The following is a 20,521-nucleotide window of genomic DNA, read 5'->3' on the forward strand; positions in this document are numbered from 1 at the left end:
GGTCCATGGCTCCCCGTACCGATGTCGCCGCCCGGTCGGCGCTGACCCGCCGGCGGGTGCTGCAGGCCGCGGTGGACCTCGCCGACCGCGAGGGGCTCCCCGCCCTCACCATGCGGCGCCTCGCTCAGGACCTCGACGTCGAGGCGATGTCGCTGTACCACCACGTCGCGAGCAAGGAGGCCGTCCTCGACGGCGTGGTGGAGGTGGTGGTCGGCGAGATCGTGGGTGCGGTGGCCGGCGTCGGCCCGGACGCGGCGGTCGACTGGCGCGGGGCCCTGCGGGCGCGCATCCTCACCGCCCGCCGGGTGCTGCTGCGCCACCCGTGGGCGCCGGCGGTGATCGAGACGCGGACCGCCGTGAACGCCGAGGTCATCGGCTACTTCGACGGGCTGCTCGGCATCCTCCGCGCGGGCGGCTTCTCCTACGACCTCGCGCACCACGCCATGCACGCGCTCGGCTCGCGGGCGCTGGGCTTCACCCGCGAGCTGTTCGCACCGGCCGACCCGGAGACCGGGGGCGAGGAGGCGATGGCGATGCTCGAGCAGCTGGCCGACGTCTACCCGCACCTGGCCGGCATGCTCGCCGACACCGCGCACCGGGACGACGGCGTGCTCGGCTGGTGCGACGACCAGGCCGAGTTCGAGTTCACCCTCGACCTGCTGCTCGACGGCCTCGACCGGCGCCTCGCCCGGGGCTGAGCTCCCGACCGTCTGGACATGCCTCCGCGCGCCCGCTAGCTTACGCCGTAGGAACCTTACGACGTAAGGGGAATGCCATGCGAGCCGTCCGCATCGGCGCGGCGCTGGTCGTCCTGCTGGCCGTGCTGTTCGTCCAGTCCTTCCGTGCGAAGTGGCCGCCCGTGCAGCGCGCCGTCCGCCGTTTCAACCGCGACGTGACCAACCCCCGCCAGCTGGCGACGGCGGGGCAGCCCGGGGCCTACGCGGCGGTCGTCCACCACCGCGGGCGCGTCAGCGGTGCCGCCTACCGGACGCCGGCCGTCGCGGTGCCCACCGGCGACGGCTTCGTGTTCGCGCTGCCCTACGGCCCGGGCGCCGACTGGGTCCGCAACGTCCTGGCGGGCGGGAGCGCCACCGTCGAGCACGAGGGTCGGTCCGTACCGGTGCACCGCCCGCGCCTGGTGCCGGCGGCCGAGGCGGACCGGTTCTTCCCACTGCGGGAGCAGCGGATGCACCGGCTCTTCGGCGTCCGTGACTTCCTGCGGGTGACGGAGACCGGCCGGTGACGACGACGGAGGTCCCCGTGGCGGCGCCCCAGGGGCCGGTCGACGGGTGAGGGGTGGATCGCCGTGGACGGTGACGCGCTCGCCACGGACGGGGCCCTGCGCTTCGGGGGCGACGCCGTCCTGGAGCTCAGCGCGGAGCAGACGGCGCCGCGCTGACGACCCCGGGCGGCGGTCCTAGGCTCTCCTCCTCGTGGGCCGGGTCGTCGAAGCAGTGCTCCCGGCCCGCATGGGGACGCCGTTCCGCTGGCTCGTCGGCTCCTCCTGGGCGACCAACCTGGGCGACGGCATCGCGCTGGCCGCCGGCCCGCTGCTGGTGGCCGCGCAGACCAGCGACCCGTTCGTCGTCGCGCTCGCCGCGCTGCTGCAGCGGCTGCCCTGGCTGCTCTTCGGCCTCTACGCCGGGGTGCTCGCCGACCGGGTCGACCGCCGGTTGCTGGTCATCGCCGTCGACGTCGCGCGCGCCGTCGTCCTCGGCGTCCTGACCCTCGCCCTCGTCACCGGGCAGGTGACCGTCCCGGTGGTCCTGGCCGCGCTGTTCCTGCTGGGCACCGCCGAGGTCTTCGCCGACACGACGTCCGGGACGCTGCTGCCGATGGTGGTCGGCCGGGACGACCTCGGCACCGGCAACGCCCGGCTGCTGGCCGGCGCGCTGACCATGAACCAGATGGCCGGCCCGGCCCTGGGCGCGGTGCTCTTCGCCGCGGGCTCGGCCTGGCCGTTCCTCGTGCAGGGGCTGTGCGTCGCGTTCGGCGCGCTGCTGCTCGTGCGCATGGCGCTGCCCCCGCTCCCCCGCACCGCCGGCGAGCGGCACGTCGGCCGGGAGATCGTCGAAGGGCTGCGCTGGACGTGGGGCAACGGGCCCGTCCGCACGCTGACGATCACGATCGTCACCTTCAACGTCACCTACGGCGCCGCCTGGTCGGTGCTGGTGCTCTACGCGACCGACCGGCTCGCCCTCGGCGCGATCGGCTTCGGCCTGCTCAGCACGGTGACGGCGGTGGGCGGCCTGCTGGGCACGGTCTCCTACGGCTGGCTGGCCCGGCGCGCCGGCCTGGCCCTGCTCATGCGCATCGGCCTGGTCATCGAGACCTTCACCCACCTCGGGCTGGCGCTGACCACCACCCCCTGGGTGGCGGCGGCGGTCCTGTTCGTGTTCGGGGCCCACGCGTTCGTGTGGGCGACGACGTCGCGCACCGTCCGCATGCGCGCCGTCCCCGCGCACCTGCAGGGACGGGTCGGCAGCCTCTACTACCTCGGGGTGTTCGGCGGGATCGTCGCGGGCCAGGCGGCGGGCGGGCTCATCGCGCGGGCCTGGGGCATCACCGGCCCGTTCTGGTTCGCCTTCGCGGGCTCGGCGGTCATCCTCGTGCTCATCTGGAAGCAGCTCACCCACATCGCGCACGCCGAGGACGAGGTGCCCGCTGCAGGGTGACCGTGGTGCAATGCCAGGTCGGGTCGGCCACGGGGACGGGGTGAGGACGGTGCAGCACGGCACGCTCCCCCCGGCCCGCCGCCGGACCCGCCGACCCGGGGCGGTACGGCGCACGTGGGCCCGCCACCCGCGGATCGGGCTCGCCGTCCGGGCGGCCCTGGCCGCGACGGTGGCCTGGGCGCTGGCCCAGCTCGTCCCCGGACCGGTCGCCGACTACCCCTACTACGCCCCGCTCGGCGCGGTCGTGGCCACGACCGCCTCCACGCTGGCCAGCTCGGTGCGCCAGTCGCTGCAGACCGTGGCCTCGATCGCCCTGGGCGCCGCGATCGCGCTCGTGGGTGACGCGCTCGTCGGGCCGCAGCTGCTGGCCCTGGCGCTGGTCGTCGCCTCCGGCGTGCTGCTGGCCGGCTGGCGGCGGCTGGGCAGCGGCAGCAGCTGGCTGCCGACGGCGGCCCTCTTCACGCTCATCCTCGGCCAGGGCAACCCGACCGGGTACGTCCTGGGCTTCGCCGGGCTGACGTTCGCCGGCGCGCTCGTCGGCATCCTGGTGGCCGCGGCGTTCCCGCCGCTGCCGCTCGCCCCCGCCGACGACGCGCTGGGGGCGCTGCGCGAGACGCTCGCCGGGCAGCTCGACGACCTGGTCGACGGGCTGCGCCAGGACCACCCGCCGACGCAGGACGAGTGGCGTGGTCGGATGCGGACCATCGACCCGCTGCTCGCCCAGATGCGGGCGGCCGTCCAGGAGACCGACGAGGCCCGCCGCGGCAACCGCCGGGCCGCCCGCTACCGGCCCGCCGCCGACCGGCTGTACGAGCAGGCCCGGGCGCTCGAGCGGCTGACCCTGCTGGTCGAGGACCTCACCCTGGTCATCGCCGAGACCGAGGTCGCGGAGCACGAGCGGGTCGCCCTCGGGCCGGCGCTGCGCCCCTCCGCGGCGACGGCGCTGGCCGCGCTGGCCGAGGTGCTCCGCTCGGTCGAGGGGGCGGCCGCCGATCCCGAGGCGGTCCGCCGGGCCGACGGTGCCCTCGCCGCGTTCGCCACCGAGCTGCGCCGCGCGCGGGCCTCCACCGACGACGACCTGTTCGAGGCCGGGAACATCTTCGGCAACGTCCGCCGCTCGCTGGCCGCCGTCCGCCCGCGGGAGCCGGCCGAGCACCCGGACGACGCGTGACGCTCGACCCCCGATCCACACCGCCGCCGCTGCGCGCCGAGCGGCTGCGGCCAGGACGTGCGGTCCGGCACCGGCCGGACGGTCCCTGCGGGCTCGTCCCCCAGGCGGACGTGCCCCGGCCGCGCGAAACGGTGCAGCTCGGCGTCAGGCGACGTCACCGCGGCCCGGGCGGCCTGGCGGGCGAGGCCGTGGCGGCGGTGGGCGCCCAGGCCGGGCAGCGCCGGCTGCCAGGTGCGCCACCAGCCACCGAGACCGTGCACGAGGACGAGCAGGGCGGGATCCGGTGCGGTGCGCGGAGAGCTCCGCCCCTCAGCCGAGCGGGGAGCGGGCTGCCCGCCGGCGGCCCGGCACGTCCAGCAGGTACAGGGCTGCCACTGCTGGGAGCAGCGAGCCCACGGCGACCAACGCCAGGGCCGGAGGCTGAGCACCGGCGCCGGTGAGCAGGCCGCCGGCGAGCGGCGCCACGAGTCCCGCGCAGCCCCAGCCGGTGAAGACCCGGCCGTAGGCCTTCGGGAAGGCGCGCTCCCCGACCCGGTCCGCCGTGACCGCCGGGACCAGCGCGGAGACCGCGCCGTAGGCCAGCCCCGTGCCGGCGAAGGCGCCGAGGAGGAGCCAGGGAGCCGCCGGTCCGCCGAGACCCGCCGCGGAGACAGCGGCGACGCCCAGCGCCGCCGCCAGCGCCGCCGGCCGGCCGACCCGGTCGGACCACCAGCCGGCCACCAGCCGCCCGACCAGGTTGCCGGCGGCCAGCAGCGAGACCGCCGCACCGGCCGCGCCGGAGCTCAGGCCGCGGTCGGCGGCCACCGGGGCAGCCACGCCGAACACGAGCAGCCCGGGAGCGGCGCCACCGGCGAAGAGCACCCAGAGCAGCACGAGGGTCCGCCGCGGCAGCGGCCCGGCCGTCGCCGCCCCCCGGCGAGCAGGACGGTCGGCGGGGGCGAGGAGCGCCGCCACCGCCAGCAGGCCACCGACCACGACGGCCAGTGCGCCGAGGCTGGCCCGCCAGCCGGCAGCGGCGAGCGCCGCTGGAGCAGCCAGGCCGAGGAGCACCGGCCCGGCGGCATAGGCGGCGACGACCAGGCCGGTGGCCGTGCCGCGGCGGGAGCCGGGGGACCGGGCGGCGAGCGCGACCGCGACGCCGTAGGCGAGTCCGCTGGCGCCGCCGAACAGCACCCCGACCCCGCCCCACAGCGCGAGCGGATGCGGCACGGCCGCCGCTCCTCCGAGGCCGATGGCCGCCAGCCCGGCCGCACCGCCGAGCAGCCGCCGGGGCCCCACGGCGGGCAGTGCCCGGCCCGCGGCCAGCAACGCGGCCGTGAAGACGGCGATCGAGACCGCGAAGACAGCGGCACCCGCGGAGCCCGGTGCGCCGACGTCCGCGGCCGCCTGCTCGGCGAACAGGCTCCAGCCGAAGAGCGCCCCGGCGGCGAGGTTCGCCACCGCGCCGGACGCGACGAGCCGCTCCACCCTGGGACCCTCCGGGCTCGGCAGCGGTGGACCCGGCTCACCGTCCCTGCCCCGCCGCCCTTCGTCAAGCAGCCCGGTGGGGGGCGCTTGGCACCCGGCGCCGACGACCCCCGGACCTCCGTGCGACATGCCGAACGGCCCTCACCCGTTGCGTCACGACGCGCCGCCACCCGCCGCGACTGATCTCCGGCCCGGACGCCGGGTGCCTTGACCGCCTCCGACGGACGGGACGAGGGTCCGCCTGGTCCGGAGGGCCGAGTGCCCCTCCGCCGGTGCACCCGGAGGTCCGACATCGCCGTCCACCTGTACCGCCGCCCCGACCACGGCACGACCGGGACCCGCTGCGCGATGGGCCGCCCCGGCCGGTCGAGTCCCGGCCCACGGCTCGGCCGCTCCCCTGCGCACCGGCACGTTCGCCGTCGACGTGACGCCGTCGGCGTCGGGACCCACCCGGACAGACCCCGGCATGGGCGTACCGAGGTCCAGGTCCCGCCCCTCGCCCGTCCACAGCCCGCCCTGACCTGAGGAGCCCCCCGTGCCCGACGTCATCTTCGAGATCAACCGCGACCTGAGCGTGCCGATGCGCGACCAGGCGGTGCCGGGCCACAACCGCTGGCACCCCGACATCCCGCCGGCGACGACGGTCGCCCCCGGCGGGACGTACCGGATCGAGTGCAAGGACTGGACCGACGACCAGGTCCGCAACACCGACGACGCCGACGACATCCGCGACATGAACATCGACCCGTGCCACGTGCTCAGCGGGCCCTTCGCCATCGAGGGCGCCGAACCCGGTGACCTGCTGGTCGTCGACATCGTCGACATCGGCCCCTTCCAGGAGCAGGAGTGGGGCTACACCGGGATCTTCGCCAAGGAGAACGGCGGCGGGTTCCTCACCGACTACTCGCCCGGGGCGTCCAAGGCGATCTGGGACCTGGACGGGATCTGGACCACCTCCCGGCACGTCCCCGGGGTGCGCTTCATCGGCAACTCCCACCCGGGGCTGTTCGGCTGCGCGCCGTCCCCGGACCTGCTGGCGGAGTGGAACCGCCGCGAGCAGGCGCTGATCGACCTGAACCCGGACCGGGTCACCGGGGACGTCCCGGCGCACCCGGGGGACGTGGCCGGCGCACCCCAGGTCCCGGCGCTGGCCCTGCCCCCGCTGCCCAAGGACGCGTTGCTGGGGACGCTCAGCGGGGCGGCCCTGGACCGGGCGGCCGCCGAGGCCTGCCGCACCATCCCCCCGCGGGAGCACGGCGGCAACGTCGACATCAAGGACCTCGGCGTCGGCACCCGGGTCTACATGCCGGTGTACGTGCCCGGGGCCAACTTCTCCATCGGGGACCTGCACTTCGCCCAGGGGGACGGCGAGATCACCTTCTGCGGGGCGATCGAGATGCCCGGCTTCATCGATCTGCACTTCGACCTGATCAAGGGCGGGATGGACCGCTACAAGCAGTCGATGCCGTTCTTCAAGCCCGGCCGGGTCGGCCCGAACTACTCGGAGTTCATCACCTTCGAGGGGATCTGCGTCGAGGACGGCCGCAACTACTACATGAACGCGACCGTCGCCTACCGCCAGGCCTGCCTCAACGCCATCAACTACCTGATGCCGGCCATGGGCTGGACGTTCGAGCAGGCCTACCTGTTCCTCGGGGCAGCACCGGTCGACGGCCGGATCGGTGGGGTCGTGGACATCCCCAACAGCGCGGTGTCGATCAGCATCCCGCTGTCGATCTTCGACCGGAACATCCTGCCCGACGGTGCCGGTGGGGGCCGGGACCTGACGGCGGACTGATCCACCGGGTGGTGCGGGGCGGGACCGGCCCGCCCCGCACCACGTCCCTCCCCGACCCCAGAGAGGAGCACCCCGTTGCCGCTGTACGAGTTCCGCTGCCCGGAGTGCGGCCCGTTCGACCTGCACCGTGGGATGCGGGACGCCGCGTCCACGGCGCCATGCCCCGCCTGCGACCGGACGGCGACGCGCCACTACCGCGTGGGGGTCGGGCGCCCTCACGCCGGCGCCCTGCGCGACGCCGGCCGCGCGGACCGCGCGCGCGTCGACCGGGCGCGCAGCGGGGAGCCGGTGATCACCGGCCCGCCCACGGGACGGCGCCTGCGCGGCGGCACGGCCCATCGGCACTGATCCGAGGGCGGGGCCGGCCGCCCCCGGCTACGGTCGGTAGCACCCGAACCGCTACGGACGGAGGGCCATGCCGCTCGTCTCCCGCCTCTCGACCACCCCGGTCAAGGGCACCGCCCTGCACCACCCGGAGACCGTGACGGTCACCGGCAACGGAGTGCCGGAGAACCGGCGCTTCCACCTGGTCGACGCCCGGCGGCGGTTGTTCAACGGCAAGCAGCACGGTCCGCTCGTGCAGCTCACCGCCGAGTTCGACCCCCACGGGGACCACCTCGTCCTGAGGTTCCCCGACCGTCCGCCCGTGGCGGGTCGCACCACCGGGCTCGGCGAGGCCGTGCGCACGGACTTCTACGGGCGCGACGTCGACGGGCACGTCCTCGAGGGGCCGTGGTCGGCCGCGCTCAGCGACTTCGTCGGGCAGGAGGTGCACCTGGTCGCGGTCGACCGGCCCGGTGACGCGGTCGACGTCCACCCGGTCACGCTGATCTCCACCGCGACGCTCGAGCACCTCCGCCGGGTCACCCCGGACGGGGAACGGCTGGACCACCGGCGGTTCCGGATGCTCGTCGAGGTGGCCGGCTGCGACGTGCACGAGGAGGACACCTGGGCCGGCCGACGCGTGCGGATCGGCGCGGTCACCGTCCAGGTGGTCGGACCGGTGCCGCGCTGCGTCGTGACCAACGAGAACCCGGAGAGCGGGAAGGTCGACTTCGGCACCCTGAAGGCCATCGTGAGGTACCGCGGCCAGCTCGCGACCGACCTCAGCACGCCGGTGGCGCACCTGCCGGACAACGGCGCCGCGATCCTCGGCATGTACGCCACCGTGGAGCAGCCCGGCGAGATCGCCCTCGGCGACCCGGTCGAGCTGCTCGACGAGACCGCCGTCCAGGCCGCCCGACCCGCCCGCTGAAGCGAGGAGCCCCGATGCCCCGGCCCACCGACCACGAGCTGTTCGACCTGGGGGACGTCGTCCTGCAGAGCGGCGCGACCCTGCGCGGAGCCCAGCTCGCCTACAAGACGTACGGCACGCTGAACGCCGACCGGTCCAACGTGATCGTCCACCCCACGTGGTACAGCGCCTGGCACGACGCCAACGAGTGGTCGGTCGGGCCGGGCATGGCCTGCGACCCCGAGAAGTACTTCATCGTGATGCCCAACCAGCTCAACAACGGCCTGTCGACGTCGCCGAGCAACACCCCGCCGCCCTACGACGGGCCGAACTTCCCGCCCGTGACGTTCTACGACCAGGTCGAGGTGCAGCACCGGCTGCTCACGGAGAAGTGGGGCATCGAGTCGGTGGAGCTGGTGCTCGGGTCCTCCATGGGCGCCGGCCAGACCTACCAGTGGGCGGTCAGCCACCCGGAGATGGTGAAGCGGGCCGCCCCCATCGTCGGCTCGGCGCTCACCAGCGAGCACAACCAGGTCTTCCTGAAGAGCCTGCGTGCTGCGCTCACCCTCGACCCGGCGTTCGCGGGCGGCCGCTACCGGCGGGACGCGCTGCCCACCGCCGGGTTGCGCGCCTTCGCCCGGATCTACGCCGGGTGGGGCCTGTCGCAGGCCTTCTACTGGCAGCGGGAGTACCGCAACCTGGGCTTCTCCTCCCTGGAGGACTTCCTCGTCGGGTTCTGGGAGGGCTTCTGGCTCGACGACCGTGACCCCAACGACCTGCTGGGGATGCTCTGGACCTGGGAGCACGGCGACGTCGGCAAGACCCCGGGCTTCGACGGCGACACCGAGGCCGCGCTGCGCTCGATCCGCTGTCCCCTGGTGGCGATGCCGGCGAAGACGGACCTCTACTTCCCGCCGGAGGACGAGGAGTGGGCATCGCAGTTCATCGAGCACGGTGAGGTCCGGGTCATCCCCACCGTCTACGGGCACTTCGCCGGCCTGGGGCAGAACCCGGCGGACAACGAGTTCATCGACCGGGCGCTCCGGGAGCTGCTGGACCGCCCGGCCTGACCCGCCCCGGCGCGGCGGGCGCGGACCGTGCAGCGCCCCCCACGCTCAGCTGAGCGGGCTGCGCGGGAGCAGTCGGTCGCTGATGATCCGCTTCTGGATCTCGCTGGTGCCCTCGAAGATCGTGGTCAGCCGGGCGTCCCGCCAGTGCCGCTCGACCTGCCGCTCGGTCGTGTAGCCGTTGCCGCCGTGCAGCTGCATGGCCTGGTTGGTCACCCGCACCGACATCTCGGTGGCCTCGAGCTTCACCATCGAGGCCTCCTTGGCCACCGGCAGCCCGAGGTCGAGCAGGTGGGCGACCTGCCGGTAGAAGGCCCGCGACTGCTCGATCTGCGCCGCCATCTCGGCCACGGCGAACCGCAGCGCCTGGAAGTCGCCGATGGGGTGGCCGAACTGCTCCCGCTCCTGCAGGTAGCGGACGGAGTCCTCCAGCGCAGCCCGCGCCAGGCCCACCGCGCGGGCCGCGGTGTGCACCCGGGCCGTGTTGAGGAACTTCTGCGCCTCGGCGAACCCGGCCTGCTTCGCTTCCTCGCCCTCGGCGTCGCTGTCCTCGCGGGCGGCCCTGGCCTGGTCGATGACGTTGTCCTTCGGGATGCGGACGCCGTCGAAGGTGAGGTCCCAGGTGAGGAAGCCGTGGTAGCCGATCTTGTCGATCGGGGAGCCGGTCAGCCCCTCCGGGAACGCGCCGCGCTCCTTCTCGAGCAGCAGGTTGAGCAGGCCGGCCGAGCGGGACTCCCCGGGCTCCGGGTCGCGCTCGCGCACGAGCACCTGGATGAAGTCGGCGGCCTCGGCGTTGCCGCACCACCGCTTGCGGCCGGTGACCACCCACTCGTCGCCGTCGAGGACCGCGCGGGTGGAGACCCCGGCCAGGTCGGAGCCGGCGTCGGGCTCCGACAGCGCGATCGCGCCGATCCACTCGCCGCGGGCGCTGCGGGCCATGAGCTCGTGCCGGCGGCCGGCGTCGGGCACCGCCGTCCCCAGCCCCTGCGAGCGGGCCAGGATGCTGGCCGTCGACATCCAGGCGCGGGCGAGCTCCTCGCTGACCATGCAGTACTCGAAGACGCCGAGCCCCAGCCCGCCCTGGTCCGCGGGCATGGTGATGCCGAACCAGCCCCGCTCGGCCATGCCGGAGAGGAGCGACGCCGGGATGAGGCCCTTCTGCGGGTCGAGCTCGTCCGCGACCGGCAGCACCTCCTCCATGGCGAACCGGCGCGCCTGCTCCTGCAGCGCCTCCCGCTCCGGGGTGTGCCACGGGGGCAGCAGCGCGGGCGGCTGCGGCTCGAGGATCTCGTCGGTGCCGGTCATGCGTCCTCCTCGGTGAGGGCGGTGATCCCCGGCCCGTTCCCCCGGCGGAGCACGATCACCCGCGCTCGTGACCAGCGTCACCGCCGCGCGCCCTCGCGAGCTCGACGTAGTGCTCGACCAGCGAGGCGTCGTCCACGGTGCCGGTGTTGACCGCCTTCGCCGGGTCCACGCCCTGGAACAACCGCTTGAGCGGCACCTCCAGCCGCTTGCCGGTGCGGGTGTGCGGCACCCCCGGGACGGCGATCACCTCGTCGGGCACGTGCCGCGGGCTGGCCTGCTCCCGGATCGCCGCCCGCAGCCGCCCGACCAGGTCCTCGGTCAGCTCGGTCCCGGGCGCGAGCTGCACGAACAGCGGCATCCAGTAGCCGCCCTCGGGCAGCTCCACGCCGAGCACGACGCAGTCCAGCACCTCCGGGAAGGCCTCGACGGCGGCGTAGATGTCGGCCGTGCCCATGCGCACGCCGCCGCGGTTGAGCGTGGAGTCCGACCGGCCGGTGATGACGCAGGTGCCGCGCGCGGTGATCTCCAGCCAGTCGCCGTGCCGCCACACGCCCGGCCACGGTTCGAAATAGGCGGCGCGGTAGCGGGCGCCGTCCGGGTCGTTCCAGAAGCAGAGGGGCATCGAGGGCATCGGCTCGGTGACCACGAGCTCCCCCAGCTCCCCCACCACGGGCTCGCCCTGCTCGTCCCACGACGCCACCGCGACACCCAGGTTGGGCCGCTGGAGCTCCCCCGCCGTCACCGGCAGCAGCGGGCTGGACCCGATGAAGCCGGTGGCGACGTCGGTGCCGCCGGACGCCGACGTCAGCTGCAGGTCCGCGCCCACGGCGTCGTAGACCCAGTGGTAGGAGGACGCGGGCAGCGGGGATCCGGTGCTGGCCAGCACGCGCAGCGCCGAGAGGTCGTGGTCGTCCCCGGGGCGGGCGCCGGCCTTCTGGCAGGCGGCGAGGTAGCCGGGGCTGGTGCCCAGGACGGTGGTGCCCAGCCGGGCGGCGAGCGCGAACTGGGCGTCGACGGTCGGGTACGCCGGGGCGCCGTCGTGCAGGATCGCCGTCGCCCCCGAGAGCAGGGACGACACCACGACGTTCCACATCATCCAGGCCGTCGAGGTGTACCAGTAGAAGCGGTCGCCGGGGCCGAGGTCCTGGTGCAGCCGGCCGGACTTCAGCTGCTCCAGCACCACCCCGCCGTGCCCGTGCACGATCCCCTTGGGCAGGCCGGTGGTGCCCGACGAGTAGACGATCCACAGCGGGTGGTCGAACGGCGTCGGCTCGAACACCGGGTCCTGCCCGTCCGCGACGGCGTCGGCCCACGCCAGGGCGCCGTCGGGCACCTCGTCGGGGAAGAGCCGCGGGACGGCGATCGTCGTCCGCACCGTGGGCAGCGCCTCCCGCAGCTGCGCGACGACCTCGCGCCGGTCGTGCGCCCGCCCGTTGAACCGGTACCCGTCGACGGCGACCAGCACGGTGGGCTCGATCTGCGCGAACCGGTCGAGGACGGCGCGGGTGCCGAAGTCCGGCGCGCAGGAGGACCACACCGCCCCGACCGCGGCCGCGCCGAGGAAGGCGACGACGGTCTCGGGCACGTTGGGCAGGTAGCCGGCCACCCGGTCGCCGGGGCGCACGCCGAGCCGGCGCAGGGTCGCGGCGAACGCGCCCACCCGGGCCCGGAGCTCCGCCCACGGGATCTCGACGGGCTCGGTGTCCTCCGCGACGGCGACCAGCGCGGGCCGGTCGTCGGCGGCCTGGCGGAACACCTGCTCGGCGTAGTTCACCGTCGTGCCGGGGAACCAGACGGCGCCGGGCATCTCGCGGGAGGGGAGCACCCGGTCGTCGGGGACGTCGAGGACACCGGTCCAGCGCGCGAGGTCGCCCCAGAACTGGTCGAGGTGCTCCACCGACCAGCGCCACAGGGCGTCGTAGTCGACGGGGTCGCCGAAGGACACGCCCCGGCGCGCGGCCACGTCGGCGGCGAAGGCGGCCATCCGGGTGCCGGCGATCGACGCGGCCGACGGCCGCCAGAGGATCTCGGTGGTCTCGGTCACGCCCGCACCATGCCATCCTGGTCGCCCGCCGACCACGCCCCCTCGAGGAGTGCCCGTGCAGCCCGACCCCGCCGACGAGCGGAACGTGCTCGGTGGACCGCTCGAACCGTGCTCGACCGACCCGCTGACCGGCTTCTACCGCGACGGGCACTGCACCTCCGGGCCGGAGGACCTCGGGTCGCACACGGTCTGCGCCGTCGTCTCCACCGAGTTCCTGGCGCTGCAGCGGGAGCTCGGCAACGACCTCTCCACCCCGCGCCCGGAGTACGGCTTCCCGGGGCTGCGGCCGGGCGACCGCTGGTGCGTCGTCGCCTCCCGCTGGCTGCAGGCCTACCAGGCCGGGGCGGCCGCGGGCGTCGTGCTGGCCGCCACGAACGCCCGGGCCCTGGAGGTGGTGCCCCTCGAGGCGCTGCGCCGGTACGCCGTGGACGTGCCCGACGACGTCAGCGGGCTGGAGTGAGCGCCGCGCCGCCGGAATGAACGCCCGGCCGGTGGCGCTGCGGGGCGGCATGGACGACCTCCTCGACACGCCCTTGACCACGCTGCACGGCAGCGCCACCACGCTGCGGGAGCTCACCGGCGGGTCGCCGGCCCTGGTGGTGAACGTGGCCAGCCGGTGCGGGCTCACCCCGCAGTACACCGCGCTGGAGGCGTTGCACGAGGAGTACGGCCCCCGCGGTTTCACCGTCGTCGGGGTGCCCTGCAACCAGTTCATGGGCCAGGAGCCCGGCACCGCCGAGGAGATCGAGCAGTTCTGCTCGGCCACCTACGGCGTCACCTTCCCGCTGACCGAGAAGACCGAGGTCAACGGCCCGGGCGCGCACCCCCTCTTCCAGCGGCTGGCCGCGGTGCCCGACCTCGACGGGGCTGCGGGCGACGTGCAGTGGAACTTCGAGAAGTGGGTGGTCGACGGCACCGGCCGGGTCGTCGCCCGGTTCCGCCCGCGCACCGAGCCCGACGCTCCCGAGGTGCGCGCGGCGATCGAGTCCGTCCTCCCGGCCTGACGCCGACCGGCGCAGGTGGGCGGGAGCGCCTAGGTTCGCCTCCATGGCCGATCTGCGCTTCTGGTTCGACCCGGTCTGCCCCTTCGCCTGGATGACCAGCACGTGGGTCCGGCAGGTGAGCGCGCAGCGGGAGTACGACGTGGAGTGGCGGTTCATCTCGCTGCGGCTGCTCAACGCGCACGTCGACTACGACACCCACTTCCCGCCCGAGTACGAGGCCGGGCACACCGCCGGGCTGCGGCTGCTGCGCGTGGCCGCCCACGTGCGCGACCGGCACGGCAACGAGGGCGTCGCCCGGTTCTACGAGGCGTGCGGGCAGCACGTCTTCGAGCGCGGCCCCGAGGGCGACCGGGCGGTGCGCGGGACGGCGGGGTTCGTGGCCCCCGTGCTCGCCGACGCCGGCCTGCCCGCCGACCTCGCCGACGCGCTGGACGACGACGGGCGCGACGCGCAGATCCAGGCCGAGACCGACGAGGCCCTCGGCCTGGCCGGCAAGGACGTCGGGACGCCGATCCTGCACTTCCGGCCGCCGGAGGGGGTCGCCTTCTTCGGGCCGGTCATCAGCCGGCGGCCCGCCGACGACGAGGCCGTCGCGCTGTGGGACCACGTCGTCGGGCTGGCGTCGTTCCCGGGCTTCGCCGAGTTGAAGCGCAGCCTGCGCGAGCGCCCGCAGCTCCCCGCGTTCGGCGTGCAGCCGGGCGAGGTCGGCGAGCAGGAGGACTGGCACGGGGGCAGCCGTCGGCAGAAGCGCTGAACGCCGCGGCGGGGCGGTCGAGCCCCGCCGCCCCTGACGGGACCGGCGCCGCGAGGCTAAGGTAAGCCTTATCTGACCAAGCCGTCCGTCCCGGGAGCTGCTCGTGGCCACCACGGTCGACGTCCCGGCGCGGGGCTCGGCACGACCTCCGGCGACGGCGCTGCGTGCCCGGCGGCTCGGCACGCTGGTGCTGCTCCTGGTGCTCGTCGCCGCCGCGGCGCTGGCCAGCATCGCGATCGGCACGCGGTCGATCGGCCTCCCCGAGGTCTGGCGCTCGCTGCTGGACCCCTCCCTGTCCGGGGAGGAGGCGGTGATCGTCCGCCAGCTGCGCGTCCCGCGCACGGTGCTCGGCCTCATGGTCGGTGCGGCGCTCGGGGTGGCCGGGGCGCTGATGCAGGGCCACACCCGCAACCCGCTGGGCGACCCCGGGCTCCTCGGCGTGACCGCGGGCGCGAGCCTCGCCGTCGTCCTGGCGATCACGCTGCTGGGCGTCGGCACCCCCGCGGGCTACGTCTGGTTCGCCTTCGCCGGGGCGCTGCTCGGCACGGTGCTGGTGTACGCGATCGGCTCCGCCGGGCGGGGCGGGGCGACGCCGGTGACCCTCGCGCTCGCGGGTGCGGCGCTGTCCGCGCTGATGTACGCCCTGGTCCGGGCCGTCCTGGTCAGCGACCAGCAGACGCTGGACAGCTTCCGGTTCTGGGTGGTCGGCTCGCTGGCCGGGCGGGACGCCACCGTGGCCGCCCAGGTCGCCCCCTTCCTCGCCGTCGGCCTGGTGCTGGCCCTGGTCAACGCGCCCGCGCTGAACCTGCTCGGCCTCGGCGAGGACGTCGCCCGCGGGCTGGGCCAGCGCATCTGGCTGGCCCGCTCCGTCGGGCTGGCCGCGATCACGCTGCTCTGCGGCGCCGCCACCGCCGCCTGCGGGCCGATCGCCTTCGTCGGGCTCGTCGTGCCGCACGCCGTCCGGGCGCTCACCGGCCCCGACCACCGGTGGCTGCTGCCCTGCTCGGCGCTGGCCGGCGCCGCGCTGCTGCTGGTCGCCGACGTGCTCGGCCGCGTGCTGGCCCGCCCCGGTGAGCTCCAGGTGGGCATCGTGCTCGCCCTCGTCGGCGCCCCGTTCTTCATCGCGCTGGTGCGCCGCAGCCGGACGGTGCGGCTGTGAGCGTCGAGGCCCCGGCCCCCCCGCAGCCCCGGCTGCGGCCCGGGCGCGTGCTGCGCGCGGGCCCGGTGTCCGGCCTGCTGCACTGGCGGCAGGTCGTCGTGCCGGTGGCCGGGTTCGCCGTGCTGGTGCTGGCCGCGGCGCTGAGCATGGGGCGCGGCGACTTCCCGATCGGCGTCGGCGACGTCCTGCGCACCCTGGTGGGCCTCGGCGAGGGGCCGCAGCCGTTCATCATCCTGGAGCTGCGGGCCCCGCGGGTGGTGGTCGGCGCGCTCGTCGGGCTGGCCCTCGGCGTCGCGGGCGCGCTGTTCCAGACCTTCGCCCGCAACCCGCTCGCCTCCCCCGACACCCTCGGCATCACGATGGGCGCCTCCGTGGGTGCCGTGGCTGCGATCGTGCTCAGCGGCGGCTCCTCGACCGGCGCGATCCTGGGCGGGCTGGGCGTGCCGCTGGCCGCCCTGCTGGGTGCGCTGGTCACCGGCGTGCTGCTCTTCGCCCTCACCTGGCGGGCGGGGGTCGACGGCTACCGGCTGGTCCTCATCGGCATCGCCCTGTGGTCGGCGGGCACCGCGCTCACCGACTGGCTGCTCACCAACGCCGAGATCTACGACGCCGCGTCGGCCTACGTGTGGATCACCGGCTCGCTCAACGCCCGCACCTGGGACGACGCCCTCCCGCTGGGGACCGCGGTCGCGGTGCTGCTGCCGCTCGCGCTGGCGGCCGGGCGCGTGCTCGGCGTCCTCCAGTTCGGCGACGACACCGCCCGGGGGCTGGGCGTGCGGGTGGCCGGGGCGCAGGCCGCCGTCGTGCTGCTGGCCGTCTTCCTCGTGGCGTTCGCCGTCTCGGCCGCCGGGCCGATCACCTTCGTCGCCCTCGTGGTGCCGCAGATCGCCGTCCGGCTCACCGGCGGCTCGCGGCCGCCGCTGCTGGCGTCGGGCGTCCTCGGCGCCCTGCTCGTGGTCGCCGCCGACCTGGTCACCCGCACCGTGCTGCCCCAGGCGCTGCCCGTGGGCATCCTGACCGCCGTCATCGGCGCCCCCTACCTGCTCTGGCTCCTGGTCCGTGGAAGGCGGCGAGCGACGCTGTGACCCTCGACATCGGCACCGAACTGCTGCACCGCACCACCCGTCCCGCCGACCCGCCCCGGGTGCGGCTGGCCGCGGAGCACGTCCGGCTGGCCTACGACGAGCAGGTCGTCGTCGACGACCTCGACCTCGAGCTGACCGAGGGCTCGTTCACCGCGATCGTCGGCCCGAACGGCTGCGGGAAGTCCACGCTGCTGCGGGCGCTGGGCCGGCTGCTGCGGCCGACGAGCGGGCAGGTGCTGCTGGACGGGCGGGCCATCGCGCGCACGCCCACCCGCGAGGTCGCCAAGGTGCTGGGCCTGCTGCCGCAGACGCCGGTCGCACCCGAGGGGCTCACCGTCGGCGACCTCGTCGCCCGCGGCCGGCACCCGCACCAGAGCTGGCTGCGGCAGTGGTCCCGCGACGACGAGGCCGTGGTCGCCGAGGCGCTGGCCTGGACGGACATGTCCGACCTCGCGGGCCGGCCGGTCGACGCCCTCTCCGGCGGCCAGCGGCAGCGGGCCTGGATCTCGATGGCCCTGGCCCAGGGCACCGACCTGCTGCTGCTCGACGAGCCGACGACCTACCTGGACCTCTCGCACCAGGTCGACGTGCTGGACCTGGTGGCCCGGCTGCACGCCGAGCGCGGCCGGACCGTGGTGGTGGTGCTGCACGACCTGAACCTGGCCGCGCGGTACGCCCAGCGGCTGGTGGCGATGAAGGACGGCGCGCTGGTGGCCTCCGGCCCGCCCGCGGAGGTGCTGACGGCGGAGCTGCTCGCCGGCGTCTTCGACCTCGAGGCCCGGGTGATGGCCGACCCGGTGACCGGGACGCCGATGGTCGTCCCGGTGCGCCGGCTGCGCTGAGGCCCCGGCCCCGTCAGGTCGACAGCGGCGCCGGGGTCTCCGGCACCGGGGGCGCCGACGGGGTCCGGCCGGTGCGCGCGGTCTGGGCCAGCGCGATCCCGGTGAGGACGACGAGGCCCCCCGCGACCTGCCAGCCGGTGAGCACCTGCTCCACCCACAGCCAGGCGACGACGGAGGCGAACACCGGCTCCACCGTCGCCACCAGCCCGGCGGTGGTCGGGGCCAGGTGCGGCAGCGCCGCGACCGACAGCCAGAACGGCACCGCGGCGCCCAGCACCACGATCCAGCCGACCAGCAGCCACAGCGGCAGCCGCAGGCCGCCCAGCGAGACCGGCACCGGTTCCGTCAGCACCCCGGCGTCGAACGCCCACCACGGCGCGGCCACCGCCCAGAACAGCGCCGCCGCCACGAAGCTCCAGCAGGTCAGCGTGACCGGGTCGCGGCTCACCGTGCCCCGCTCGCCCACCAGGTAGTACGTGGCCAGGCACAGCGCCGCGGCCAGCGCCGCCGCCACGCCGAGCGGGTCCAGCGAGCCGCCGCCCTCCCACACCTGCGCGACGAGGACCAGCCCGGACAGCGACAGCAGCAGCGCCGCCCACAGCCGGCTGCGCACCCGCTCGCGGCGCACCAGCCAGACGTAGAGCGCGATGAACACCGGCGCGGTCATCTCGAACACCAGCGCGATGCCCACCGGCAGCCGCCCGATGGCGACGTAGTACAGGAACTGCGTCAGCGCGACCCCGACGACGCCGAAGACGGCCAGCAGCGGCAGCTCCCGGGGCCGCACCCGCAGCCGGCCGGGCGCGGCCAGCGCGAGCACCGCGAGCAGCACCAGCGCGGCGCCGGTGCAGCGCAGCGCGGTCAGCCGGGTCGGCGGGATCCCGGCCTGGAGGGCGAGCGTGGAGACCGTGCCGTTGACGGCGAAGAGAGCCGCCGCGCCCAGCGTGAAGGCATATCCGAGGCCGGGGCGGACGGTGCGGGGCACGCGCGCACGGTAGCGGGCATGAGCCGTCGAGACACCTACCGCCCCACCCCGCCCCGCCGCGCGACCCGGGCGGCAGACTCCTCCCGTGGACGTTCCCGAGGCCCTCTACCTGCCCGACGGCGACGGCTTCACCGCCACCGCCCTGACCATCGGCCCGTGGGACAACGGGTACCAGCACGCCGGGCCACCGGCCGCGCTGCTGCTGCGGGCCGTCGAGCGGGCCGGCGCGATCCAGGGCGGGCAGACCGTCCGGATGGCCTACGACATCCTCGCGCCGGTGCCGGTCGGCCCGGTGCGGGTGCGCACCTCGGTCGTCCGCCCCGGCCGGCGGATCGAGCTGGTCGAGGCGGTCCTGGACGCCGGTGGCCCGCCGCTGATGCGCCTGCAGGCGTGGCGGATGCGCACCCGCGACGACGCCCCGCCCGCCACCGCCCTGCCGCACCCGGAACCGGCCGGCCCGGAGGCGAGCCGCCCCGAGCGCGCGGCGTTCTTCACCAGCGAGGTGGCCTACCACCGGGCGCTGGACTGGCGGTTCGCCGCGGGGACCTTCAACGGGCCGGGCCCGGCGACGGCGTGGACCCGGCCGGAGTGCGCCCTCGTGGCCGGGGAGCGCATGACGCCGCTGGAGCACCTGCTGGTCATGACCGACGCCGCCAGCGGCATCTCGGCCACCCTGGACTGGCGGACGGCGACCTTCGCCAACGTCGACCTCACCGTCGCCCTGCAGCGACCGCCGCGGGGCGAGTGGCTGGGGATGGACGCCACCACCGTGCACGGTGGTGCAGGGGCCGCGCAGTGCTTCGCCGTCCTCTTCGACGCCGACGGGCCGATCGGCCGGTCCAGCCAGTCGCTGTTCGTCGAGCCGCGGTGAGCGCGGCGTGAGTTCGCTCTCCTCGACCGCTCCGCCGCAGGTCAGAAGCGCGATCACCCGCTCCGGAAGCGGGACCCGGCGGGTCAGGTTGGCAACGCCGCCCCGCGGTGCGCAAGGTGGGAGGGTCGCTTTCCCCGACGATCGGAGTGCTGAGCCGTGGACGCGCTGAGAGACGTGCTGGACTGGCTGTCCGGGCGGGGTCTCGAGGTCGTGCTCATCATCCTGGGCTCGGTCCTGCTCGCCCGGTTCGTGGGCTGGGTCGGCGACAAGATCACCACCCGCATCGACGAGAACTCCACCGGCGGCGACGCGCTGGTCCGGTCGGAGGCGGCCAAGCACCGCCACTCGCTGACCCAGGTGCTCACCTGGTCCCTGGTGGTGCTCATCTACTCGATCTCGGTCTTCTTCATCCTCGACCGCCTCGGCATCCCGGTGACCGGCCTCGTCGCGCCGGCGACGGTGCTCGGCGTGGGCCTGGGCTTCGGCGCCCAGCGCATCGTCGGTGACGTGCTGGCCGGCTTCTTCATCATCACCGAGCGCCAGTACGGGTTCGGCGACGTCGTCTCGATCCAGGTCGTCGGCGGCGGTGACCCCGCGAACGGCACGGTCGAGGACGTCACGCTGCGCGTCACCCGGGTGCGTTCGCCCGACGGCGAGGTCGTGACCGTGCCCAACGGGCAGATCGTCAAGGTCGTCAACCTCTCCCGCGACTGGGCGCGCGCCGTCGTCGACGTCCCCGTGCCGACCAGCGTGGACGTGACCCGCGCCAACGAGATCCTGCGCGCGGTCGGCCGGGAGGCGTTCCGCGACCCGGCCATGCGGCCGCTGCTGCTCGACCCGCCCACGGTGATGGGCGTCGAGACCCTCGGCCTGGACGAGGTGAACGTCCGGGTGGTCGCCCGGACGCTGCCCGGCAAGCAGTTCGAGGTGGGCCGCGACCTGCGCGCCCGCATCGTCCAGGCGTTCCGCAGCCAGGGCATGCAGGTGCCCGCGCCGACGACCGCGATCGAGGTGCAGGACGGCGCGGGCACCTGCATGCCCTGGCTGCGGAACGCCTGGA

At 75.2% G+C, this 20,521-nt stretch carries 20 protein-coding genes; 16 read left to right on the top strand and 4 right to left on the bottom strand.

Annotated elements, in window-relative coordinates:
- Nucleotides 1-5 precede the first annotated feature (5 nt).
- The 4 genes from E9565_RS11535 to E9565_RS11550 all read left to right on the top strand — a co-directional run bounded on the left by E9565_RS11535 (nucleotide 6) and on the right by E9565_RS11550 (nucleotide 3,846).
- Nucleotides 6-698 carry a TetR/AcrR family transcriptional regulator C-terminal domain-containing protein gene (locus E9565_RS11535; RefSeq protein WP_236835150.1) on the top strand — a complete coding sequence of 231 codons (693 nt, stop codon included), beginning with the start codon at nucleotides 6-8 and terminating at the stop codon, nucleotides 696-698.
- Nucleotides 699-775: 77 nt separating this feature from the next.
- On the top strand, nucleotides 776-1,243 hold the full coding sequence (locus tag E9565_RS11540) for a nitroreductase family deazaflavin-dependent oxidoreductase (RefSeq protein ID WP_236827068.1): 468 nt from the start codon (nucleotides 776-778) through the stop codon (nucleotides 1,241-1,243).
- 190 nt (nucleotides 1,244-1,433) lie between these two features.
- Nucleotides 1,434-2,675 (top strand): MFS transporter, encoded by a 1,242-nt coding sequence (locus E9565_RS11545; RefSeq protein ID WP_236835152.1) that lies wholly within the window; start codon nucleotides 1,434-1,436, stop codon nucleotides 2,673-2,675.
- Between the two features lie 49 nt (nucleotides 2,676-2,724).
- Entirely contained in the window at nucleotides 2,725-3,846 is a 1,122-nt protein-coding gene (locus E9565_RS11550) for an aromatic acid exporter family protein (RefSeq protein ID WP_236835154.1), read from the top strand.
- Between the two features lie 309 nt (nucleotides 3,847-4,155).
- On the opposite strand, the gene E9565_RS11555 is transcribed toward E9565_RS11550, so the two are convergent.
- On the bottom strand, nucleotides 4,156-5,313 hold the full coding sequence (locus tag E9565_RS11555; protein ID WP_236827071.1) for an MFS transporter: 1,158 nt from the start codon (nucleotides 5,311-5,313) through the stop codon (nucleotides 4,156-4,158).
- A gap of 535 nt (nucleotides 5,314-5,848) precedes the next feature.
- Between E9565_RS11555 and fmdA the strand changes: the two genes are divergently transcribed.
- The 4 genes from fmdA to E9565_RS11575 all read left to right on the top strand — a co-directional run bounded on the left by fmdA (nucleotide 5,849) and on the right by E9565_RS11575 (nucleotide 9,415).
- The gene (gene fmdA, locus E9565_RS11560; protein ID WP_236827072.1) at nucleotides 5,849-7,111 is read left to right on the top strand and encodes a formamidase; all 1,263 of its coding nucleotides are present in this window, start codon (nucleotides 5,849-5,851) and stop codon (nucleotides 7,109-7,111) included.
- 75 nt (nucleotides 7,112-7,186) lie between these two features.
- Nucleotides 7,187-7,459, top strand: coding sequence for a zinc ribbon domain-containing protein (locus E9565_RS11565; RefSeq protein ID WP_236835155.1), 273 nt, complete (start codon nucleotides 7,187-7,189; stop codon nucleotides 7,457-7,459).
- A gap of 67 nt (nucleotides 7,460-7,526) precedes the next feature.
- Nucleotides 7,527-8,366 carry an MOSC domain-containing protein gene (locus tag E9565_RS11570; RefSeq protein ID WP_236827073.1) on the top strand — a complete coding sequence of 280 codons (840 nt, stop codon included), beginning with the start codon at nucleotides 7,527-7,529 and terminating at the stop codon, nucleotides 8,364-8,366.
- Nucleotides 8,367-8,380: 14 nt separating this feature from the next.
- A complete protein-coding gene (locus tag E9565_RS11575) occupies nucleotides 8,381-9,415 on the top strand; it encodes an alpha/beta fold hydrolase (protein WP_236835157.1) in 1,035 nt (344 codons plus the stop codon).
- Nucleotides 9,416-9,460: 45 nt separating this feature from the next.
- Here E9565_RS11575 and E9565_RS11580 read toward each other — a convergent pair whose 3' ends face one another.
- Nucleotides 9,461-10,717, bottom strand: a complete 1,257-nt coding sequence (locus tag E9565_RS11580; RefSeq protein WP_236835159.1) for an acyl-CoA dehydrogenase family protein — start codon at nucleotides 10,715-10,717, stop codon at nucleotides 9,461-9,463.
- Between the two features lie 55 nt (nucleotides 10,718-10,772).
- Nucleotides 10,773-12,761 carry an acetoacetate--CoA ligase gene (locus tag E9565_RS11585; protein ID WP_236827076.1) on the bottom strand — a complete coding sequence of 663 codons (1,989 nt, stop codon included), beginning with the start codon at nucleotides 12,759-12,761 and terminating at the stop codon, nucleotides 10,773-10,775.
- Nucleotides 12,762-12,816: 55 nt separating this feature from the next.
- Between E9565_RS11585 and E9565_RS11590 the strand changes: the two genes are divergently transcribed.
- From E9565_RS11590 to E9565_RS11615, 6 genes are all read left to right on the top strand, one after another.
- Entirely contained in the window at nucleotides 12,817-13,221 is a 405-nt protein-coding gene (locus tag E9565_RS11590; protein ID WP_236827077.1) for a DUF2237 family protein, read from the top strand.
- Nucleotides 13,222-13,252: 31 nt separating this feature from the next.
- Nucleotides 13,253-13,765, top strand: coding sequence for a glutathione peroxidase (locus E9565_RS11595; protein WP_236833517.1), 513 nt, complete (start codon nucleotides 13,253-13,255; stop codon nucleotides 13,763-13,765).
- 43 nt (nucleotides 13,766-13,808) lie between these two features.
- On the top strand, nucleotides 13,809-14,519 hold the full coding sequence (locus E9565_RS11600) for a hypothetical protein (protein WP_236835161.1): 711 nt from the start codon (nucleotides 13,809-13,811) through the stop codon (nucleotides 14,517-14,519).
- A gap of 103 nt (nucleotides 14,520-14,622) precedes the next feature.
- Nucleotides 14,623-15,678, top strand: coding sequence for an iron ABC transporter permease (locus E9565_RS11605; RefSeq protein ID WP_236827080.1), 1,056 nt, complete (start codon nucleotides 14,623-14,625; stop codon nucleotides 15,676-15,678).
- A complete protein-coding gene (locus E9565_RS11610) occupies nucleotides 15,675-16,763 on the top strand; it encodes an iron chelate uptake ABC transporter family permease subunit (RefSeq protein ID WP_236827081.1) in 1,089 nt (362 codons plus the stop codon). Before E9565_RS11605 ends, E9565_RS11610 begins: the two co-directional genes overlap by 4 nt.
- The gene (locus tag E9565_RS11615) at nucleotides 16,760-17,605 is read left to right on the top strand and encodes an ABC transporter ATP-binding protein (RefSeq protein WP_308196121.1); all 846 of its coding nucleotides are present in this window, start codon (nucleotides 16,760-16,762) and stop codon (nucleotides 17,603-17,605) included. The genes E9565_RS11610 and E9565_RS11615 overlap by 4 nt, the downstream gene beginning before the upstream one ends.
- Nucleotides 17,606-17,618: 13 nt before the next feature.
- Here the strand turns inward: E9565_RS11615 and E9565_RS23225 are convergent, their stop codons facing one another.
- The gene (locus tag E9565_RS23225) at nucleotides 17,619-18,590 is read right to left on the bottom strand and encodes a DMT family transporter (RefSeq protein WP_236827082.1); all 972 of its coding nucleotides are present in this window, start codon (nucleotides 18,588-18,590) and stop codon (nucleotides 17,619-17,621) included.
- A gap of 85 nt (nucleotides 18,591-18,675) precedes the next feature.
- Here E9565_RS23225 and E9565_RS11625 point away from each other — a divergent pair, with 85 nt between their 5' ends.
- Nucleotides 18,676-19,461 (top strand): thioesterase family protein, encoded by a 786-nt coding sequence (locus tag E9565_RS11625; protein WP_236835162.1) that lies wholly within the window; start codon nucleotides 18,676-18,678, stop codon nucleotides 19,459-19,461.
- A 156-nt stretch (nucleotides 19,462-19,617) separates the two neighbouring features.
- Nucleotides 19,618-20,521 (top strand): mechanosensitive ion channel family protein (locus E9565_RS11630; protein ID WP_236835164.1); only part of this gene is annotated, 904 nt, incomplete at its 3' end.

Origin of the sequence: Blastococcus sp. KM273129 (assembly GCF_021698995.1) — a bacterium.
Lineage (GTDB): Bacteria > Actinomycetota > Actinomycetes > Mycobacteriales > Geodermatophilaceae > Blastococcus.

Excerpts from the sequence above, each read along its gene's own strand:
- E9565_RS11600 (WP_236835161.1), top strand. The coding sequence starts at position 13,809 with ATGGCCGATCTGCGCTTCTGGTTCGACCCGGTCTGCCCCTTCGCCTGG.
- E9565_RS11535 (WP_236835150.1), top strand. The coding sequence starts at position 6 with ATGGCTCCCCGTACCGATGTCGCCGCCCGGTCGGCGCTGACCCGCCGG.
- E9565_RS11570 (WP_236827073.1), top strand. The coding sequence starts at position 7,527 with ATGCCGCTCGTCTCCCGCCTCTCGACCACCCCGGTCAAGGGCACCGCC.
- E9565_RS11580 (WP_236835159.1), bottom strand. The coding sequence starts at position 10,717 with ATGACCGGCACCGACGAGATCCTCGAGCCGCAGCCGCCCGCGCTGCTG.
- E9565_RS11575 (WP_236835157.1), top strand. The coding sequence starts at position 8,381 with ATGCCCCGGCCCACCGACCACGAGCTGTTCGACCTGGGGGACGTCGTC.
- E9565_RS11540 (WP_236827068.1), top strand. The coding sequence starts at position 776 with ATGCGAGCCGTCCGCATCGGCGCGGCGCTGGTCGTCCTGCTGGCCGTG.